Raw genomic sequence first — 18,030 nt, forward strand, 5'->3', positions numbered from 1 at the left:
AGCCGTGATTTGACCGTCGTCTCAGTGCGCGGCGAGCCGGAACGCGACCTGCCCGAAGGACACCTGGTCGCCTTCGCGGACGACGGTGGCGCCGATGACGCGGCGGCCGTTGACGGTGGTGCCGTTGGTCGAGCCGAGGTCGCGGAGGATCCACATGCCGCCCTGACGGCTGAGTTCGGCGTGCGCGCGCGAGACCGTCTCGTGGGTCAGCCTGAGCCCGCTCGCGGGGTCGCGGCCTATGCGCAGGCAGCCGCCCGCCGACGGGTGGGGCAGCAGCAGCTTCGGCAGCCGCTCGGCCTGCCAGGCCCGGCGCAGCCGCTCGCCGAAGCCGGACACGGCCTCGACGGTGCCGAACACGATCCGGGAGAACCGGCCCTCGGTGGGCAGGTCCGCGGTGAGCGCGGCCAGCTCGTCGGAGCGGCGGGCGGCGAGGGCGAGTTCCATCCGCCGGATGAAGGTGTCGTGGGACAGACGGCCCATGGCGACGCCGTCACGCAGGACCTTCAGCGCCTGATCGCGTTCCGCGTCCGAGGGGCGCGGCAGGGAGGCCGGGAACTCGAAAGACGACGTCACGCTGGTGATTGTCGGTCAGTGAACCCCAGGTGTCCAGAAATCATGGAATCGGTCCTCCCGTGCGCGTATCCGACGACACCCGGCGCAAAAGGGAAGATTCAAAAGCGGATTGATCTCTTTTGACGCACCATGGACGGGCTACGTCACCGTGGGCAGACGAAGGGGAACCGTCCGTGCAGTTCGAGGTGTGGGCACCGCAGGCCGGCCGAGTGACGCTCCACTGCGAGGGAGTCACGCACGCGATGGAGCGCGATCCCGAGCGCGCGGGGTGGTGGATCGCCGAGGCGGAGGCGCGGGACGGCACCCGGTACGGCTTCGCGCCGGACGACGGTCCCGTCCTGCCCGACCCGCGCTCGCGCCGCCAGCCGGACGGGCCGGACGGGCTGAGCGCGGTCGTCGACCAGGGGCGGTACGCGTGGCGTACGGAGTGGGCGGGCCGCCCGCTGCCGGGCGCGGTCCTGTACGAGCTGCACGTGGGCACGTACACCCCCGAGGGCACGCTGGACGCGGCGGCCGGACGGCTGGAACATCTGGCGGAACTGGGCGTGACGCACGTCGAGTTGATGCCGCTGTGCCCGTTCCCCGGGCGCCACGGCTGGGGGTACGAGGGGGTGTCGCTGTGGGCGGTGCACGAGCCGTACGGCGGCCCCGAGGCGCTGAAGCGCTTTGTCGACCGGGCCCATGAGCTGGGTCTCGGCGTGGTGCTGGACGTCGTCCACAACCATCTGGGCCCGTCGGGCAACTACCTTCCGCAATTCGGGCCGTACTTCACCGAGACGCACCAGACGCCGTGGGGCGCGGCGGTGAACCTCGACGCGCCGGGCTCGGACGAGGTGCGCGCGTATCTGGTCGAAAGCGCGCTGGCGTGGCTGCGGGACTACCGGATCGACGGGCTGCGGCTGGACGCGGTGCACGCGCTGGTGGACACGCGCGCGTGCCACTTCCTGGAGGAGCTGTCCACGGCGGTGGACGCCCTGGCGGCGGACCTGGGCCGGCCGCTGTTCCTGATCGCGGAGTCCGATCTGAACGATCCCCGGCTGGTCACCGCGCGCGCGGAGGGCGGTTTCGGCTTGCAGGCGCAGTGGAACGACGACTTCCACCACGCCGTGCACGCGGCGCTGACCGGTGAGTCGCAGGGCTACTACGCGGACTTCGCGCGCGCCCCCATGAAGGCGCTCGCCAAGACGCTCACGGGCGGGTACTTCCACGACGGTAGCTACTCCAGCTTCCGCGGCCGTCGGCACGGGCGTCCGCTGGACCGCACACGGGTGGCCGCGCACCGGCTGCTCGGCTACAGCCAGACGCACGACCAGGTCGGCAACCGGGCCCAGGGCGACCGGCTGGCCTCGCTCGTCTCCCCCGGGCTGCTGGCGTGCGCCGCCGCGCTGACGCTGACCGGGCCGTTCACGCCGATGCTGTTCATGGGCGAGGAGTGGGCGGCGGGCACGCCCTGGCAGTTCTTCACCGACCACACCGACCCCGATCTGGCCGAGGCGGTACGGCGGGGCAGGCGGCGGGAGTTCGCCGCGCACGGGTGGGCCGAGGAGGACGTCCCGGACCCGCAGGACCCGGCGACCCGGCAGCGCTCGTGCCTGGACTGGTCGGAGCCGGAACGCGAGCCCCACGCGCGCGTGCTCGCCTGGTACCGCCGCCTCGTCGCGCTGCGCCACCGGCAGCCCGACCTCACCGACCCCGACCTGTCGGACATCAAGGTGGCCTACGACGAGGAGGCCCGCTGGCTCGCCTTCCGGCGCGGTGACGTGTGCGTGGCCGTGAACCTGGCCGGGGAGCCCGCGGTGATCCCCCTGGGCACCCGCCCGGCCGAGATCCTCGCCGCGTGGGAGCCGGTGGACGGCCCCGACGCGCAGGGGGTGCTGCGGGTGCCCGCGGAGTCGTGCGTGGTGCTGGCGCAGCCGTGAGCGGGGGTGGCCGGGTACGGGTCGTACTCGGCCCGGCTGATCGGCGAAACACCCCTCAGAGGGTGTCGCCCGTGACGTCCTCCCGCAGGTCCGTCACCCGTTCCAGCAGGATCGGCTCCCACGCGCGGCGCAGCTCGGCGCGCAGGAGGGGCAGGGGCGTGCGGGCGCGGCCGGAGAGGGTTTCGGCGAGGTGACGGACGGAGTCGCAGCGGGCCAGCCACAGGCCGCGCAGGCAGGGGCGGGCGCCGTAGCCGGCGAGAGTCGCGGCGCGCACGGCGGCGGGGGCGCCGACCGCGCGGGCGAGCCCGGCGATGTCCTCGGCCGGGTCGCCGATGACCGCGTCGGCCCAGCCGAGCACCGCGCGCACCCTGCCGTCGGCGCTCACCACCAGGTGTGCGCCGGTGAGCCCGTGGTGGACGAGGACCGCTCCGCCGGGCTGCACGGTGAGCTGGCCTGCGGCGGGCGGGGTGAGCTGCCGCAGCCGCGCCGCGTCGAACTCGTCCGCTTCGGCCAGGCGTTCGGCAGCCTGTACGGCGGCCCGGCGCAGCGCCTCCAGCGAGCGCGGGGCGGTGCGCGGCACGCCCAGCGCCTCCGCCTGCCGCGGCGGCACCTCGCGCAGACCGGTGAGGAGCCCGGCGAGGTCGGCCTCGCCCAGGGCGGAGACCTCGTGCTGCTCGCCGGAGCCGCCGGGCACCTTGGTGTCCAGCGTGTAGGTGAGGCCCGGGGCCCACTCGCCGTGCGCGACGCTGGTCGGCACGGCGACCTGGAGGTGCGGCCGGACCAGGTCGCGCAACCGCAGTTCGCGGCGCTGCCGGACGGCCGCGTCGGCGTCGGGGGCGAGCCGCAGCACATGGCGGGTGCCGACCCACCAGGTGACGGCGTCCTCGCCGTCGGCGACCGGCCGGACGTCGGGGCCTGCGGCGGTGCCCGCGCCCTCCTTGAGCAGGGAACGGACGAGTCGGCGGACGGTGTCCGCGGTGGGTGTCGGTGCCTGGGTCATGGTCGGGGCCGTTGTCGTGTGCGGGCGTACGGGGACGGGAGGGCGGAACGCGTCGGTCTCAGTCCACTGTCACCATCTCGCGCGGGGTGTCGTTCAGGCGACGGCCGCCGTCCTCGGTGACGGTCACGATGTCCTCGATGCGGACGCCGAACCGGCCGGGGAGGTAGACACCGGGCTCCACCGAGAAGCACATGCCGGGCACCAGGGGCTGCTCCTCGCCCTCGATCATGTACGGCGGTTCGTGGGTGGTGACGCCGATGCCGTGGCCGGTGCGGTGGATGAAGTACTCGCCGTACCCGGCGTCGGCGATGACCGCGCGGGCCGCCCGGTCGACCTCCTGGCAGGCCACACCGGGCCGCACCGCGCGGAACCCCGCCTCCTGCGCCTCGCGGACGATGTCGTGGACCCGGCGCTCCTCGTCGGTGGGTTCGCCGACGTGGACCGTACGGGAGGTGTCGGAGCCGTAACCGTCCTTGAGGCCGCCGAAGTCGAGGACGACCATGTCGCCGCGTTCGATGACCCGGTCGCCGGCCTCGTGGTGCGGATTGGCGCCGTTCGGGCCGGAGGCGACGATGGTGAAGTCGACCTGCTGGTGACCGGAGCGGCGCAGCAGGCCGGCGAGGTCGGCGGCGACGTCGGACTCCCGGCGCCCGCCGAAGGGAACCTTCCGGATCTCCTCGAACGTGGCGTCGGCGGCGGCCCCCGCAGCCGCCAGGAGACGCAGTTCCGCCTCGTCCTTGACCGCGCGGAGCATGGGCAGGGCCTCGGTGAGGGAGGCGTAGGAGGTGCCGGGCAGCGCCTTCTGCAGGCCGAGCAGGTGCATGGCCCAGGTGTTGTCGCTGACGCCGAAGGTGCCGGTGGCGTCGAGGAGGGCGGCGGTGGCGGCGTAGGGGTCCTTGCCGTCGGTCCAGTCACGCAGGGTCAGTGCGGGCGCGCCGGCGGCCTTCTCGGCGTCGGGGGCCTCCAGGGTGGGGACGACGAGGACGGGGTCCCGGCCGGCGGCGAGGACCAGCAGGGTGAGCCGTTCGGTGACCGCGGTGGGCGCGTAACCGGTGAGCCACGCGAGGTCGGGCCCCGGGGCGACGAGGAGCCCGGCCAGCCCGGCGTCGGCGGCGGCCCGCGCGGCGCGCTCCATGCGGGCCCGGTAGTCGTCGGCGGTGAAGGGCGCGGCCGCGCCCCTGCCCGCGGGTGTGCTGCTGCCGGTCATCCGGGCCTCCTCGGCGGGTGCGGGAACCACGGGCAGCATCCTGCCCGGCCAGCGGGGGCCGCGCGAGCCGGTGCGCGGCGCTTTCATGGCTGGCGGAGGGGGGCCCGGCCTTGGCGGGAGGGTGCCCGGCCTTGGTGGGAAGGTGCACGGTGGGGGCGGATGGGTGCGCGGTCGCGGCGGGCGGGTGCCCGGTTGCGGCGGGTGGGTCCGTGGCCATGGCGGGCGGGTGCGCGGCTACGGGACGCGGGTCCGCGGTCACGGCGGGGGCCGCTGTCACGGCGGGCGCGTCCGCGGTCGTGGCTCAGCTGTCGAGGGCCATGCGGACGCCGAGGAGGAGCAGCACGCCGCCGGAGACCTGCTCCAGCCGCCGGCGCACCCCGGCGCGGGAGAGGAAGGCCTTCATCCGGCCGACGAACCACACGTACAGGCCGTAGTAGCCGATCTCGAAGACGGCCCAGACGGCGGCGAGGCCGACCATGGCGGGCAGGTGCGGGGCGCCCTCGGGGACGAACTGCGGGAGGAAGGAGAGCGCGAAGACGGCCGCCTTGGGGTTGGCGAGGTTGAGCAGCAGTCCCGCGCGGTAGGCGGACCAGCCGCTGCGCTCGACGTCCTGCCAGACCTCGGTGGCCTCGCCGGTGCGCCGCATCCGGTGGGCCTGGCGCAGGGCCTGGACGCCGAACCAGACGAGGACGACCGCGCCGGCGACGCGCATCACGTCGTACGCCACTTCGGAGGCGGTCAGCAGGGCGGTGAGGCCGAAGGCGGCCGCCACGCCCCAGACGAAGACGCCGGTCTCGTTGCCGAGCACGGTCAGGAAGCCGGAGCGGCGGCTGCGCAGCGACTGCTTGATGATCAGCACGGTGCTCGGTCCGGGCGAGGCCGCGATCAGGGTGCAGGCGCCGAGGAAGACGAGGAGGGTGCTCAGCATGGGGCTCATCGTCGCTCCGCGCGGCGGGGGCCGACCAGTGGTTTTCGGCGCGTGACGCGCCCCGCCGCGGCCCGTACCGGCTCCTCCCCGGCGTGGTGCCCCGCGCGGTCAGGTCAGGACGCCGGGGACGATCGTGAGCCGCTGGTGGCCGCCGCCCCGGTGGCGCACCGTCAGTGTGACGCGCTCGCCGGGGCGGGCCCGGTGCACGGCCTCGACCAGGTCGGCCGCCGAGTCGACGCGGATGCCGTCGAAGGTGAGCAGGACGTCGCCGCGGACCAGGCCCGCCGCGTATCCCGGGCCGGGGATGTGGACCCCGACGACCTGGGCGCCGGACGTGCCCGCGTCCACGACCTCCAGGCCGAGGATCGCCCTGGCGGGTGACCGGGCGGGCGTGGGTGACGCGGACGCGCCGGGGCGTGCGGGCGCGGACTGCGTGCCCGGCCGTATCGGCCGCCCCGGCTCACCCCTCTGGCCCGTCTGGCCTGACTGGCCTGCTTGATCCGTCTGGCCCGTCTGGCCCGTCTGGCCTGACTGGCCTGCTTGATCCGTCTGGCCCGTCTGGCCCGTCTGGCCCGTCTGGCCCGTCTGGCCCGGTCGCTGCTGGAGTTCCGCGAGGGTCCTCACACCGATCACGGTGGCACCGACCGTGCCGAGGCCGACCCCGGACAGCAGCAGGGCCGTCCCGGCGAACAGGCCGAGCAGCAGGGTCGTGAGCCGCCGGCCGCGCCGGCGCACGGTGTGCGGGGGCCGGACGGAGCCGGCGGGGCGGCCTGTGCCGCCGCCGGGCTCCTGACCGGGCATCGGCTTGGGACGCAGCGCACTCTGTTCCATCGATCGCCTCCGGCTGGTGCTCTACCCGGGGCACCGGCGCGCGACGTGCCACGAACGAGTGAGACTGACCGGTGGTCAGGGGCGGGAAGGTCTCGGTACTTCGCGCAGGCACCCCGCGCGGGTGCCTCGCGCAGGCTCCCCGCGCGGGCACCTCACGCGCGGACGAGCAGCGCGTCCGCGAGGCCCGCCGCCGCTCCCCTCGGCGGCCCCGCGAACACCAGTTCCGTACGGTGGACGACGCGCGGGGCGACGACGGGGACGGCGACCGCGCCCGGGACCGAGACGGCCGCCGCGCGGGGCAGCACGGTCAGTCCGTGGCCGGCGGCGGCCAGTGCGGTGAGCACGCGAAGGTCCGTGCCCTCGTAGCGCAGGGCGGGGCGGAAACCCCGGCCGCCCGCGGCCGCGCGCAGCTGGGCCAGCGGCAGGCCGGCGTCGGGGGCGTCCAGCCAGCGGGCGTCGGCGAGCTCGCCGAGGCGCAGTCCGCTGCGGCCGGCCAGCGGATGGCCGGCGGGCAACAGCACGCAGACCGGTTCCTCGCCGACGCCCTCGGTGGTCAGCGGCGCCACGTCGGGCATCCGCAGCGGGTCGCTGGGGGCGGCCAGGCCGTCGACGAGACCCAGGTCCGCGGCGCCGGTGGCGACGGCCGCGGGGACCTCCTCGCGGGTGCGGACCCGGAGGGTGACGCCGGCGGGCGGGAGGGCGGCGAGGACGCGGGGGCCGAGCGCGGTCGGGGTGGCGGCGAGGCTCAGCCCGTGCGAGGGCGCCGCCGCGATCCGGGACACGTCCGCGCGGGCCGCGTCGAGGCGGAGCAGCAGCGGGCCCGCGTGCTCCAGGAGCCGTTCGCCGGCGGCGGTAGGGGCCACGGGGCGGCGGGTCAGCAGCGGCGCGCCGAGGTCCTGTTCGAGGGCGGCGATGTGCTGGGACACCGCGGACTGGGTGTAGCCCAGCTCCCGCGCGGCCTCCGAGAAGGAGGCGAGGCGGGCGACGGTGACGTAGGTGCGCAGGAGGTGCGGGTCCATGGGGGTCACCCTCTCATCAGCGTTGCTTATCGAGAGTGCAGAGATCATCGTTGGACGTGAACGAGCGGCCGTGCGGAGGATGAACGCCATGACACCGACCGCAGCTCGCCCCGCATCGGGCACCGCATCACACATCGCATCTCACTTCGCGCCTCCCCCCGCCCCTCATCCCGCGTCTCGCACCTCAGCTCGCACCGCAGCTCGCCCCGCGCGGGTCGCCCTGGTCGGCGACCGTACGCCCAACGTCGTCTCGCACGCCCGCATTCCGCGGCTGCTCGACGCGCTCGCCGCGCGTGACCGGCTCGTCCTCGACCCGTACTGGATCCCCTCCGAGGACGCCGAGGCCGACGGCGCGGTGCGCGGGTTCGACGCCGTGTGGGTGGTGCCCGGCAGCCCGTACCGCAGTGAGGCGGGCGTGCTCGCCGCGATCCGCACCGCGCGGGAGGAGGGCATCCCGTTCCTCGGCACGTGCGGCGGCTTCCAGCACGCGCTGCTGGAGTTCGCCCGCGCGGTGTGCGGCCTGACCGGGGTCGCGCACGCCGAGAACGACCCCGGCGCCCAGGACTTCCTGATCGAGCCGCTGGCCTGCTCGCTGGCCGGCCACGAGGCCGCCGTACGGCTGGAGCCGGGCTCCCTGATCCACTCCCTCCTCGGCTCGGAGCGCACGGTCGAGCGCTACTCCTGCAACTACGGCCCCTCCCGGCACCTGGACACGCTGCGCGCGCACGGGCTGCGGTTCTCCGGCCGGGACGACGACGGCGCCGTCCGCATCGCCGAACTTCCGGGGCACCCCTTCTTCGTCGCCACGCTGTTCCAGCCGGAGCTGTCCGGCGACGGCTCGCAGCCGCACCCTGTGATCCGGGCGCTGGCGCGCGCCGCGGTCGGGCACGCCGCCGCGCGGGAGGCACGTCAGCCGGTCTGACCCGCGCGCCCCACCCGCGCGCCCCACCCGCGTGCCGCCCCAGTGGCCGTCCGCGGGGCGGCACGCGGTCGCCCGTGGCCTCAGCCCGTGTGGCCCTCGCCGTGGCCGCCGTGGGCCCCGCCGTGGTCGAACCTCAGCGCCTCGGGCGGCATGACCACGAAGGGCCGCATCATGCCCATGTCCTCGTGTTCGAGGAGGTGGCAGTGGTACATGAAGCGGCCGTACGCCCCGTCGAACGGCCCATGACGCGCAGCATCTGGTTCCCCGGCACCCGGAACGTGTCCTTGTGGCCGCGCTCGTTGGGGGCGAGGGGGATGCGGGTGCGCGCGTCGTAGCGGATCGGGCTGCGGGTGCCGCCGATCTCCGGGTCGAAGCCCGAGACGTCGTAGGCGTCGCGGCCCAGGAGCTGGAAGTCCGTTCCTCTGTACCACCGGAGCCGTTGTCGGTGGCGACTGTCACGTTCTGCGACATGACCGATCACGCGCTGCGGCAGCTGCGGCAGGACCGCCGGCCGGCCGCCCTGGCCGCCTTCGTCGAGCGCCGACGAGGCGCTGGAGATCCTGATCGGCCTGCCCGGCTGGCGTTCAAGAGTTCGGGCGATCAGCTGACCCACGCGGGGACGGGCACCGCCGGCGCGCGGTCCGGGAGGAAGCCGTGGGCACGGCCGGCCAGCCAGTCGGCTTTGTAGCGGTCCACCGCGCGATGCCAGTTCAGGATGCCGGCCATCCAGTTCCGGAGCGCGTTCACATAGCTCTCCAGCCCGGCGCGGGCCTCGTCGGACAGGTCGAAGTCCTCGTGGACGACGGGCAGTTCCGTCGCGACCACGTGCTCGAACTGCTCCATGCGCTGGTTCATCAGGTCGGCGACGATACCGAGGGCGGTCGGGTAGTCGATGCCGAAGAAGTTCTGCACGACCAGGATCGCGTTGTGGATCTCCCCCTCGTACTCGATCTCCTTCTGGTACGAGAAGACGTCGTTGAGGAGGCAGGCGAAGTCGACGGCCGCGTTCTCCATGGAGCGCACCGGGCCGCTGCGGTAGACCTCCGGCGGGACCGAGGGACCGTGGCCCATGCGGCACAGGTTCATCGTCATGTCGGAGCCGAAGGTGGCGCGGCGCATCTCCAGGTAGTCGACGGGGTCGGGGATGCGGTTCTGGATCTGGTTCGCCAGCTCCCACAGCCAGCTCTCCGTCATCACGTTCACGGAGTCCTTCAGGACGCGGCGGGCGTCCTCGTCCATCCCCGCGGTGGTGCGCCGCCACAGGTCGCTCAGGGCGCGCTCCATGCCGTTCACCGGGACGACCGGCGTCTCGCCGGCCAGCGGCATGCAGGCCGCCAGGCGTTCGGTGGTCAGGCGCGCGGCGGCGAGGTCGCGGCGGTGCCCGAAGACCAGCGGGTAGTAGTCGTCGCCGTAGGTGCCCCAGGCCAGCCACTGGGCGCTGAGGTCGAGCGCCTCGTCGGAGCCGTCCGGGTCGAGGCCGGCGGAGCACAGCGGCAGGTCGTAGGCGTGCAGCTTGTCCTCGTCCCAGACGCCCTCGCTGAGGATGCCCATCCGGTGCGCCCAGGGCAGCAGGCGCGCGCGGGCGCCGTCGAGGCCGGGGTTGAGGCGCAGCGGGAACGGCATGCGGATGTCGGGGATGCGGGACGGGCCGACCTTCTGGTACGGCCGGTGGGTGTAGGCGCGCAGCCGCTCCGCCCCGGCCGAGGCGAGCAGGCCGCGGATGTCGGTGCCGGAGGTGCCGAGCACGCCGAGGACCTGCCCGGGGCCGGTCGCGGTGGCGTTCTCGTTCATGTAGCGGCTGGAGCGCATGTGCCACTCGTGGCCGCCGGACTGCCAGTCCTGGAGTCCCTTGGTGTACGCGGCCACCGCGGCGACCTCGGCCGGGGTGAGCCCCTTCTCCAGGGCCAGCGCGGGGACCTCGGTGAGCGCGGTGTGCTCGAACTGGTGGAGCCGTGAGGTGAGGACGTCGTTGACGGTGTCGGCGGCCTCCTGGGTGGTGCAGCCGAAGAAGGTCTCCAGGACGAGCACGCCGTTGCTGTTCTCGCCCTCGTCCTCGACCTCCCGCTGGTAGGAGAACAGGTCGTTGCGCAGGTGCACGGCGTCCGAGAAGGTCTCCATCAGCACCCGCAGCGGGCGGGATCCGGCGACGGAGGCGGGTACCTCGGCGGTCGCGTACTCCACCAGACCGGCCGACCAGGGGGCGCCGCCGACCTTGCGGCGCATCTCGATGTACTCGACGGGGTTGGCGATCCGCCCCTCGTTGATGTTGGACAGCTCCCACAGGGACTCGTTGAGCAGATGCTCGGTGGCGACGGCGAACCGGCGCCGCCAGTCGGCCGACATGGACGGCACCGTGCGGGCCCACAGGTCGGCGAGGCCCGCCTCGACCGGGTTCTGCGGCGCGGGCACGGGCGCGGCCGGGTCCAGTGGCATGAACAGCGGAAGCCGGTCCAGGTAGGCCTTGCCGCCGGCGCGGTCCTGGCTGCGCTTGAACGTCTCCAGGAAGTGGTCGTCGAAGAAGAACACCCACACGTACCAGTCGGTGATGAGCGAGAGGGCGTCCGCGTCGCAGTCGGGGTGGGTGTAGGCGCAGAGCAGTCCGTAGTCGTGTGCGTCGAGGTCGGCCTGCTCCCAGATCCCGGAGCCCTCCAGCATGCCCATCTCACGCGCCCACACCGTCGAGTGGGCGCGCGCCTCGTCGAGATGCGGGTTCAGCCGCGCGGGGTACGGCATGTAGAAGTGCGGGAGTTCGAAGGGCTGCGTCATGGCCGGGCCCTACCCCCGCTCCCGGCGGGGCATCCGCGTGGCCGCACATGATCACACCATCGCGTGAATCGCGGCCGGTCGGGGAGCGTGGGCGGGAGCGGGTCCGTTCCTCCCGTGTACGCACTCGTGTTCCTCGCTCGTGCACACCCTTGCCGCCCCTTCGACCTCCCGCCACGGTGGTGCCCATGACGTCCTTCGCACTCCCCCACGAACTGCACGGTGACGGCGCCCACAAAGTGTTCGCCGTGCACGGCTGGTTCGCCGACCGCTCCGCGTACGCGCCGGTGCTGCCGGACCTGGACCGCACGGCGTTCCAGTACGCGCTGGTCGACCTGCGCGGCTACGGCGAGGCCCGCGACGCCCCGGGCGAGTACACGACCCGGGAGGCCGCCCTGGACCTGGTGGAGCTGGCCGGCCGGCTGGGCTGGGAGCGGTTCTCGGTGGTGGGGCACTCGATGGGCGGCGCGGTCGCCCAGCGGCTGCTGGCCGTCGCCCCGCACCGGATACACCGGATCGTGGGCGTCTCACCGGTGCCGGCCTCGGGGCTGGCGCTGCCGCCGGAGCAGTGGGAGCTGTTCGCCGACGCCGCGCACCGGCCGGAGAACCGGCGGGCCATCATCGACATCACCACGGGCGGACGCCGCCCCGCCGCCTGGCTGGACCGGATGGTCGCACGCTCGCTGGCGTGCAGCGACCCCAAGGCGTTCCGCGCCTGGCTGGACTCCTGGGCGCGGGACGACTTCCACAACCGTGTCGAGGGCGCGACCGTCCCGGCGCTCGCGATCGCCGGGGCGCTCGACCCGGCACTGTCGGCGGACCTGCTCCGGCAGACCTGGCCGGCCTGGTATCCGCGCGCCGAAGTGCGGGAACTGCCCTGTGCGGGGCACTACGCGATGGACGAGACGCCGCTGGAGCTGATCCGGGTGGTGGAGGACTTCCTGCGGGCGGACGGCACCGGCTCCGGCGGCGGCCCCGCATGACCCCGTCCGACGCGCCACCCCCGTGCCGCCCGCGCCCGGCGTCTTCGGCCCCCGCCCCCGGCAGTACGCCGCCACCGTGCCCCGCGACGCCTACCTCACTCCGCCCGACCGTCGCCGGGGAGGTGATACGCGCGTTGCCGGTGCCGCGGACCGCCGGACCGCCGGACTGCCGGTCCACCGAGCCGCCGAGCCGCCGAGCCGCCAGGTGTCGGACTTCGTCAACGGCATCGGATCGCTGCCGGTGCGGATCGTCCCCTGCCGGTCGCGCCCGCCGCGTTCACCGTCTGACCTGGATCAGCGCGTGGGTGCCGGCGGTGCGCCAGTGGTCTCCCCCGGCGGCGGTCAGCGCGGACTCGGTGGCGGCGTCGAGGCCGCAGACGACCTCCGACTTCAGGGTGCGCAGAGCGGCGACGGGGCCGGGGAAGTAGGCGGTGAGGTCGGCGAAGGGGGTGGTCAGGGGCCAGCGCCGGTCGCCCACCAGGCGGCGGTAGTTGAGGTCGCCCTTGACCACGGTCAGGGTGGCGGCGGCGAACTCGGCGCGCAGGTCGTCCGGCATCTCGGCGTAGGGCAGTGGGGCGGCGGAGAAGGGGTGGGCGCGGACGGTGAGCCGGCCGTCGGTCATCGCCGTCCACAGGCGCCGCCCGTAGGCCGCGGCCGCGCCGGGGGCCGAGGTCAGCCGGCGCAGGGCGTCGAGGACGTCGGCGGTGGTGGCGTCGGAGACGTAGTACGGGTAGGGCTTGACGTGCAGGACGGCCCTGGCGACGCGGCCGCGGTCGAGGAGGTCGGCGATGAGCAGGAGGTCGGGGATGAGTTCGCGGCCCGCGTTGTCGGCGACGAGGCAGAGGGTACCCGTGCCGGAGGGCGGGAGCAGTGACCAGAAGGTGTCGCTGTCGTCGGCGAGCAGGCCGGGGGCGGCGTCGCGGGTGTCGGCGCCCTCGGCGGAGAGGCGGAAGCCGAGGTCGGCGCGGTTGCCCCAGAGGGAGCCGTGGAGCAGGGCGTGGCTGCGTTCGTCGGCGGGGCGGCCGGCGAGGGCATCGAGGGCGGCCAGTTCCTCGTCGGTCCCGGGTGCGTCGAGTTCGGCGAGCTTGGCCGGGCGGAAGGGGTCGATGCCGTGCCAGGGGCCGGGGGTGAAGTAGCCGGTGGCTTGCAGGAGGAGCCGGTAGAAGTAGCTCTCGGACCACAGCCAGGGGAGGTCGAACCAGGACTGTCCGGTGTGGGTGTCGAGTCCCCAGTCCCGCCAGCGGCTCAAGTCCGGGGCGTCGGCGGGGAGGGGTTCGACGACGCCGTGGGTGCACTGGGCGAGCAGGGCGTCGAGGGCGCGGCGCCGGTCGGGGTCGTACGGGGTGGACTCACGTACCTGCCGGATGATCGCGGGGTGGCGCTCGGCCAGCACACCGTGGGGGAACGAGCCGGTCCGGTCGGCACGGAGCACGGGCGGCGCGGGGGCGGTGTCGGACATGCGGCTCACCGTATCGCGCGGTGTGCCGGGGGGTGCGGGGGCGCGGTGTGCGCTCGCTCGACGCGTCCGGGGCGAACGGAGCTCGCCGCTCGCACGGCTCCGGTCTCGCGCTCCGGCCGTACGTCTCACACCGTTCTGGTCTCGCGCTCCAGTTGGGCGACCAGGCTGAGGTAGCGCGGGCGGCGGGTCACCGGGACCAGGCCGCGGACCAGGACGTACCACATCTCGGCGACCCGGCGGGGCAGGCGTACGTACGGTTCGAGGGAGCGGCCCATGACGCGGGTGCCCACGAAGAAGCCGACGAGGGAGTGGGCGACGGCGTCTATGTCGATGTCCGGATGGACGTCGGACTCCTTGACCGCGCCCGCGAGTTTGCGGGAGGCGATCTCCAGCCACTCGGTGAACGGGTGCGGCAGCGGCGGCCGTACGCCCACGCCCGCGGTGGCCAGGCGCAGTCCGGCGCGGGCGACCGGGCCCTCGACGGCGAGCCGGGCGATGCCGAAGGTGATGCGCATCAGGGCTTCCAGCGACGAGCAGTTGCGTTCGTCCACCTCGCGGGCCAGCCGGCGCGAGGCCTGGGACTGGATCTCCATGATGGCGTGGGCCAGGTCTTCCTTGGCCGCGAAGTGGAAGTAGAGGGCGCCCTTGGTGACGTGGGCGTGCTCGACGATGTCGCTGAGGCTGGTCGATTCGTAGCCGTGCCGGTCGAACAGGTCGGCGGCGGCCGCGATAATCGTCGCCCGGGTCTGTTCGGCGCGTAACTGCCTCGCCATCGTCTCGACTCTCCTGGCTGAAAAGAACGGGCCACGCCGTTTGTTACTTACGGGGTGTACACGATAACTCACAGGCCGCTGGCATGTGCCGGACCGTCAGTTTCCCCACCGCCTCCCCACGGACGAGTTGACGCAGTTCATCGTAGCTCCAACCAGGGGCGATGCAGGAGGGCATGAACGGGCACATTCCGAACCGACGGATCGGCATATGACAAAGTCGCCCTCGAAAAAACCGGATGAGCGGTTCTTTTCAAAAGGCAACCAAAGAGGAGAACAAGAAAAAAGGCGGGCCGGACGGTGCCCATCCGCACCGTCCGGCCCGCCCGCTCGGGGAGGTTGTTCAGACCTGGGTCAGAACGTCAGCTTCCAGCTGTTGACGCGGCCGGTGTCCTGCGCGGCCACATCCTGCACGCGCAGCTTCCAGGTGCCGTTGGCGACCTCGCTGGAGGCGTTCACCGTGTAGGTGGTCAGGACGTTGTCGGCGGAGTCCGAGGAGCTGGAGGACTTCAGCCGGAAGGCGGTGCCGTCCGGCGCCACCAGGTCGATGACCAGGTCACCGCGGTAGGTGTGGGTGATGTCCACGCCCACCTGGAGGGCCGAGGGGGCGTTGCCGCTGCGGCCGGTGACGGTGATCGGGGACTCGACCGCCGAGCCGGCGTCCGGGATGTTCACCGCGGTGGTGCTGGTGAAGGTGGTGCCACCCGTCGACCCGTCCGTGCCGCCGGAGCCGGTCACCGCCTGCACGGTCTTGGCGGCGTCCGCGAGACCCGCGCCGCAGCCGCCGGAGCAGGCGCCGGGCAGCGGACGGGCGTTGGCCTTGATCGCCGACTCGATCTGGGCCGGGGTGAGCGCGGTGTTGGCCGACTTCATCAGCGCGGCGAGGCCCGCGACGTGCGGGGTGGCCATGCTGGTGCCCTGGTAGAAGGCGTACGACTCGGTCGACGGCGTCTTGGTGCCGGAGTTCAGCGTGGAGTAGATGCCGTTCGCGGTGCCGGTGCTGGTCTGGCCGCCGGGCGCCGAGATGTCGATCAGGGAGCCGTAGTTGGAGTAGGAGGCCTTCGCGCCGGTGCGGTTGGTCGCGGCGACCGAGATCACGTTGTTGCAGTTGCCCGGCGAGTGGTTGGCCACGTTCTCGTTGTCGTTGCCCGACGCGACGACCACCGTGGTGCCGCGGCCGACGGCCGCGTTGATGGCGTTCTGGGTGGCGCTGGTGCAGGCGCCGTCGCCGCCGAGGCTCATGTTGATGACCTTGGCGACGTTGGTGTTGGCGGGCACGCCGGAGACGGTGCCGCCGGACGCCCAGGTGATGGCGTCGATGATGTCGGAGTCGTAGCCGCCGCACTTGCCGAGGACGCGGATCGGGGAGATCTTCGCGCCGTAGGCGATGCCCGCCATGCCCTTGGCGTTGTTGGTCACCGCGGCGATGGTGCCGGCGACGTGGGTGCCGTGCCAGGAGGAGTTGGAGGCGGGGACGCCGGCGCCGCACTCGCCCGCGGCGTACCAGTCGCCGGGGTCGGCGGGGTCGCTGTCGCGGCCGTTGCCGTCGACGGCGACGGCGGTGTCGGCGATGAAGTCGTAGCCGCCGACGACGTTCGCGGCGAGGTCGGAGTGGGCGACGTAGCCGGTGTCGATGACGGCGACGGTGACGCCGGTGCCGGTGGTGGTGTTCCAGGCGCCGGGCACGTTCATGCCGGCGGTGGTCTCGAACAGGTCCCACTGCTTGGCGTAGTCGGTGTCGTTCGGGGTGGCCTGCGGCTTGTTCAGGCGGTCGGGGACGACGTAGGCGACCTGCGGGTCGGCCTGGTACTCGGCGATGACGTCGGCGACGTCCGCCTTCGTCAGGTCGTCGCCGAGGTCGACGAGGGCGGCGCCGGTGCCGAGGCGGCGCTGGAAGTCCAGCTTCTCGCCGGCCTCCTTGCCCTTGGCGACGGCGTCGGCCTCGGCGGCCTTGTTCGACTTGGCCTCGGAGGCGCCGGACTCGTAGCCGACGATGAGGCGTTCGGCGACGACGCCGGGGGCGGCCTCGGTGCGGGTGGCGAGGTCGGCGGCGGCCTGCGGGGAGGAGACCTGGGGAGCGGGCGCGGGCTCCTGGGCGGCGGCGACCGAGGCGGTGCCGGCCGTGATCAGCGCCGCGGAGAGGGCGGCGGCGGATATCAGCTTGCGTCGCAGGGACGGGGAAGTACGCAAGGGCGTGCCTTTCGCGTGCCGGACTCCGGGCAGCTCGGAGCGGCGATCGGGCGCTTCGTCGTCGAAGCGGAGGGGGGCTTACCGAAAAGCGAGCGCGGTGGCCGGCCAGGCGCGAAGTGCGTCAGCTGTGTAAGGGGTTACCTGTGGGTCAGCTGTGCTCGAACGATAGGCAAAGAGAAGGTCACAGGGATACAGGGGAAACCCTCGATCCGGCCGGAATCCCACCCTCGCCGTCCACGAGTTGCCCCCTTGCGACCGGATTTGACCGCTACAGCTCCGCCAAGGTCGTCAGCAGCTCCTGTGCCCGCTCCAGGTCGGGCGTCAGGGGCCGGTCCTCGGTGCCGGCGGGCAGGGCCGCGGCGGTGACCGTGAGGACCGGGAGGCGGGGCGGGGAGGGGTGGAGCCGGAGGGCTCGTACGGCGGTGACCAGCTCGCAGGCCAGGACGGTGCGGTAGGCGTCGGCGGCGCGCAGGGTCTGACGGGCGGCCTGGGAGGCGAAGCTCGCGGCCTCCTCCAGGCCGTGGGAGAGGACGGCGTGTCCGGCGGAGGCGGGGGTGGCGCTGGCGCGCAGCTCGGCGAGGGCGGAGCCGGCCGTGTACTCGAGGATCATCGTGCCGGAGCTGCCCGCCGGGCCGGTGGCGAGGAACGCGGGCAGGCCGGTGAGGTCCGGGCGGCCGAGCGCGGTGAGCCGGGCGGCGGAGAGCTGGGCGGTCTGCAGCAGGGCGAGGTTCAGCGCGTCCAGGGCGAGGGCGAGCGGGGCGGCGTAGAAGCCGCCGTGGTGGTAGGCGGCGGTGCCGTCGGGGGCGATGAGCGGGTTCTCCGTCGGGCAGTTGATCTCCGTCTCGACGATCCGGCGCAGCGCGTCCGCCGCGTCCAGCGTGGCCCCGTGCACCTGGGGGAACGCCCGGAAACCGTACGGGTCTTGAATACGGCGCCCCGCGCCGGCCGGCCGCTCCGGCAGCCCCAGCAGCCGCCGCACCTCGGCGGCGGCGTGCGCCGCTCCGGGGTACGGACGCAGCGCGTGCACCGGCGCGGCGTAGGCCTCCGGCGACCCGGACACCGCGGCGAGCGACAGCGCCGCCACGGCGTGCGTGGCCCGCAGCAGGACACCGAGCGCGTGCGAGGCGAGCGCCGCCTGCCCGAGCACGAGCGCGTTGCTGCTGAGCAGGGCGAGCGCGTCACCGGGGCGGAGAGGGACGGGGGCGGGGGTGGGCGCGGGGGTCGGCGCAGGGGCGGGGGTCGGCGCAGGGGCGGGCGCGAGGGTCGACGCATGGGTAGGCGCAGGGGCCGGCGCGGGAGGGGGCGCAGGGGCGGTGCCGGGCTCGGTTCCGGGGGCGGGCCTGCGGCCGGAGCCAGGGCTGTGAGTGGGGGCCGCTCCCCCGCCCTCTCGGACCCTCGGGCCGCGGACGGCGATCTCCCCTTCCCCCGCCACATCACCGGTACGCCAACGGGCGGACTCCGCGCCG

13 protein-coding genes and 2 pseudogenes are annotated in these 18,030 nt (G+C 73.8%); 3 read left to right on the forward strand and 12 right to left on the reverse strand.

The genetic code is table 11. From position 1 onward, the window contains the following. Nucleotides 1–21: 21 nt before the first annotated feature. Nucleotides 22–573, reverse strand: coding sequence for a DUF1707 and FHA domain-containing protein (locus tag AB0K92_RS17945; RefSeq protein ID WP_365923905.1), 552 nt, complete (start codon nt 571–573; stop codon nt 22–24). Nucleotides 574–746: 173 nt separating this feature from the next. Here AB0K92_RS17945 and treZ point away from each other — a divergent pair, with 173 nt between their 5' ends. After that, on the forward strand, nt 747–2,492 hold the full coding sequence (gene treZ, locus AB0K92_RS17950) for a malto-oligosyltrehalose trehalohydrolase (RefSeq protein ID WP_365923907.1): 1,746 nt from the start codon (nt 747–749) through the stop codon (nt 2,490–2,492). Nucleotides 2,493–2,547: 55 nt separating this feature from the next. Here treZ and AB0K92_RS17955 read toward each other — a convergent pair whose 3' ends face one another. The 5 genes from AB0K92_RS17955 to AB0K92_RS17975 form a co-directional block, all read right to left on the reverse strand. Next, nucleotides 2,548–3,492: an aminoglycoside phosphotransferase family protein gene (locus tag AB0K92_RS17955; protein WP_365923909.1), complete on the reverse strand. Its 945-nt coding sequence runs from the start codon at nt 3,490–3,492 to the stop codon at nt 2,548–2,550. 58 nt (nt 3,493–3,550) lie between these two features. Continuing rightward, the gene (locus AB0K92_RS17960) at nt 3,551–4,699 is read right to left on the reverse strand and encodes an aminopeptidase P family protein (protein WP_365923938.1); all 1,149 of its coding nucleotides are present in this window, start codon (nt 4,697–4,699) and stop codon (nt 3,551–3,553) included. A 301-nt stretch (nt 4,700–5,000) separates the two neighbouring features. Then, complete coding sequence (locus AB0K92_RS17965) at nt 5,001–5,627, reverse strand: LysE family translocator (protein WP_365923911.1); 627 nt, start codon at nt 5,625–5,627, stop codon at nt 5,001–5,003. 108 nt (nt 5,628–5,735) lie between these two features. Beyond that, entirely contained in the window at nt 5,736–6,458 is a 723-nt protein-coding gene (locus AB0K92_RS17970; RefSeq protein ID WP_365923913.1) for a PDZ domain-containing protein, read from the reverse strand. A gap of 152 nt (nt 6,459–6,610) precedes the next feature. Beyond that, nucleotides 6,611–7,477, reverse strand: a complete 867-nt coding sequence (locus AB0K92_RS17975) for a LysR family transcriptional regulator (protein ID WP_365923915.1) — start codon at nt 7,475–7,477, stop codon at nt 6,611–6,613. A gap of 88 nt (nt 7,478–7,565) precedes the next feature. Here AB0K92_RS17975 and AB0K92_RS17980 point away from each other — a divergent pair, with 88 nt between their 5' ends. Further along, entirely contained in the window at nt 7,566–8,399 is an 834-nt protein-coding gene (locus tag AB0K92_RS17980; RefSeq protein ID WP_365923916.1) for a gamma-glutamyl-gamma-aminobutyrate hydrolase family protein, read from the forward strand. A gap of 80 nt (nt 8,400–8,479) precedes the next feature. On the opposite strand, the pseudogene AB0K92_RS17985 reads toward AB0K92_RS17980, so the two are convergent. Together AB0K92_RS17985 and cyc2 are read right to left on the reverse strand one after the other, a co-directional pair. Beyond that, nucleotides 8,480–8,814 (reverse strand): annotated as a pseudogene (locus AB0K92_RS17985) (multicopper oxidase domain-containing protein); the annotation flags it as partial. A 185-nt stretch (nt 8,815–8,999) separates the two neighbouring features. Beyond that, nucleotides 9,000–11,165: a germacradienol/geosmin synthase Cyc2 gene (cyc2, locus tag AB0K92_RS17990; RefSeq protein ID WP_365923918.1), complete on the reverse strand. Its 2,166-nt coding sequence runs from the start codon at nt 11,163–11,165 to the stop codon at nt 9,000–9,002. Between the two features lie 185 nt (nt 11,166–11,350). Here cyc2 and AB0K92_RS17995 point away from each other — a divergent pair, with 185 nt between their 5' ends. Then, complete coding sequence (locus tag AB0K92_RS17995) at nt 11,351–12,145, forward strand: alpha/beta hydrolase (RefSeq protein WP_365923920.1); 795 nt, start codon at nt 11,351–11,353, stop codon at nt 12,143–12,145. Between the two features lie 277 nt (nt 12,146–12,422). Here AB0K92_RS17995 and AB0K92_RS18000 read toward each other — a convergent pair whose 3' ends face one another. The 4 genes and pseudogenes from AB0K92_RS18000 to AB0K92_RS18015 form a co-directional block, all read right to left on the reverse strand. Next, nucleotides 12,423–13,604, reverse strand: a complete 1,182-nt coding sequence (locus AB0K92_RS18000) for a damage-control phosphatase ARMT1 family protein (RefSeq protein ID WP_365923922.1) — start codon at nt 13,602–13,604, stop codon at nt 12,423–12,425. Nucleotides 13,605–13,729: 125 nt separating this feature from the next. Then, nucleotides 13,730–14,377 (reverse strand): ScbR family autoregulator-binding transcription factor, encoded by a 648-nt coding sequence (locus AB0K92_RS18005; protein WP_365923924.1) that lies wholly within the window; start codon nt 14,375–14,377, stop codon nt 13,730–13,732. Nucleotides 14,378–14,728: 351 nt separating this feature from the next. Next, nucleotides 14,729–16,564 carry a S8 family serine peptidase gene (locus AB0K92_RS18010; RefSeq protein WP_365923926.1) on the reverse strand — a complete coding sequence of 612 codons (1,836 nt, stop codon included), beginning with the start codon at nt 16,562–16,564 and terminating at the stop codon, nt 14,729–14,731. Nucleotides 16,565–16,832: 268 nt separating this feature from the next. After that, nucleotides 16,833–17,771 (reverse strand): annotated as a pseudogene (locus tag AB0K92_RS18015) (aromatic amino acid lyase); the annotation flags it as partial. Between the last annotated feature and the right edge of the window lie 259 nt (nt 17,772–18,030).

It is taken from the genome of Streptomyces sp. NPDC052687, from assembly GCF_040678395.1.
Lineage (GTDB): Bacteria > Actinomycetota > Actinomycetes > Streptomycetales > Streptomycetaceae > Streptomyces.

Excerpts from the sequence above, each read along its gene's own strand:
- AB0K92_RS17955 (WP_365923909.1), bottom strand. The coding sequence starts at position 3,492 with ATGACCCAGGCACCGACACCCACCGCGGACACCGTCCGCCGACTCGTC.
- AB0K92_RS17960 (WP_365923938.1), bottom strand. The coding sequence starts at position 4,699 with ATGACCGGCAGCAGCACACCCGCGGGCAGGGGCGCGGCCGCGCCCTTC.
- AB0K92_RS17965 (WP_365923911.1), bottom strand. The coding sequence starts at position 5,627 with ATGCTGAGCACCCTCCTCGTCTTCCTCGGCGCCTGCACCCTGATCGCG.
- AB0K92_RS17970 (WP_365923913.1), bottom strand. The coding sequence starts at position 6,458 with ATGGAACAGAGTGCGCTGCGTCCCAAGCCGATGCCCGGTCAGGAGCCC.
- AB0K92_RS17975 (WP_365923915.1), bottom strand. The coding sequence starts at position 7,477 with ATGGACCCGCACCTCCTGCGCACCTACGTCACCGTCGCCCGCCTCGCC.
- AB0K92_RS17980 (WP_365923916.1), top strand. The coding sequence starts at position 7,566 with ATGACACCGACCGCAGCTCGCCCCGCATCGGGCACCGCATCACACATC.
- cyc2 (WP_365923918.1), bottom strand. The coding sequence starts at position 11,165 with ATGACGCAGCCCTTCGAACTCCCGCACTTCTACATGCCGTACCCCGCG.
- AB0K92_RS17995 (WP_365923920.1), top strand. The coding sequence starts at position 11,351 with ATGACGTCCTTCGCACTCCCCCACGAACTGCACGGTGACGGCGCCCAC.
- AB0K92_RS18000 (WP_365923922.1), bottom strand. The coding sequence starts at position 13,604 with ATGTCCGACACCGCCCCCGCGCCGCCCGTGCTCCGTGCCGACCGGACC.
- AB0K92_RS18005 (WP_365923924.1), bottom strand. The coding sequence starts at position 14,377 with ATGGCGAGGCAGTTACGCGCCGAACAGACCCGGGCGACGATTATCGCG.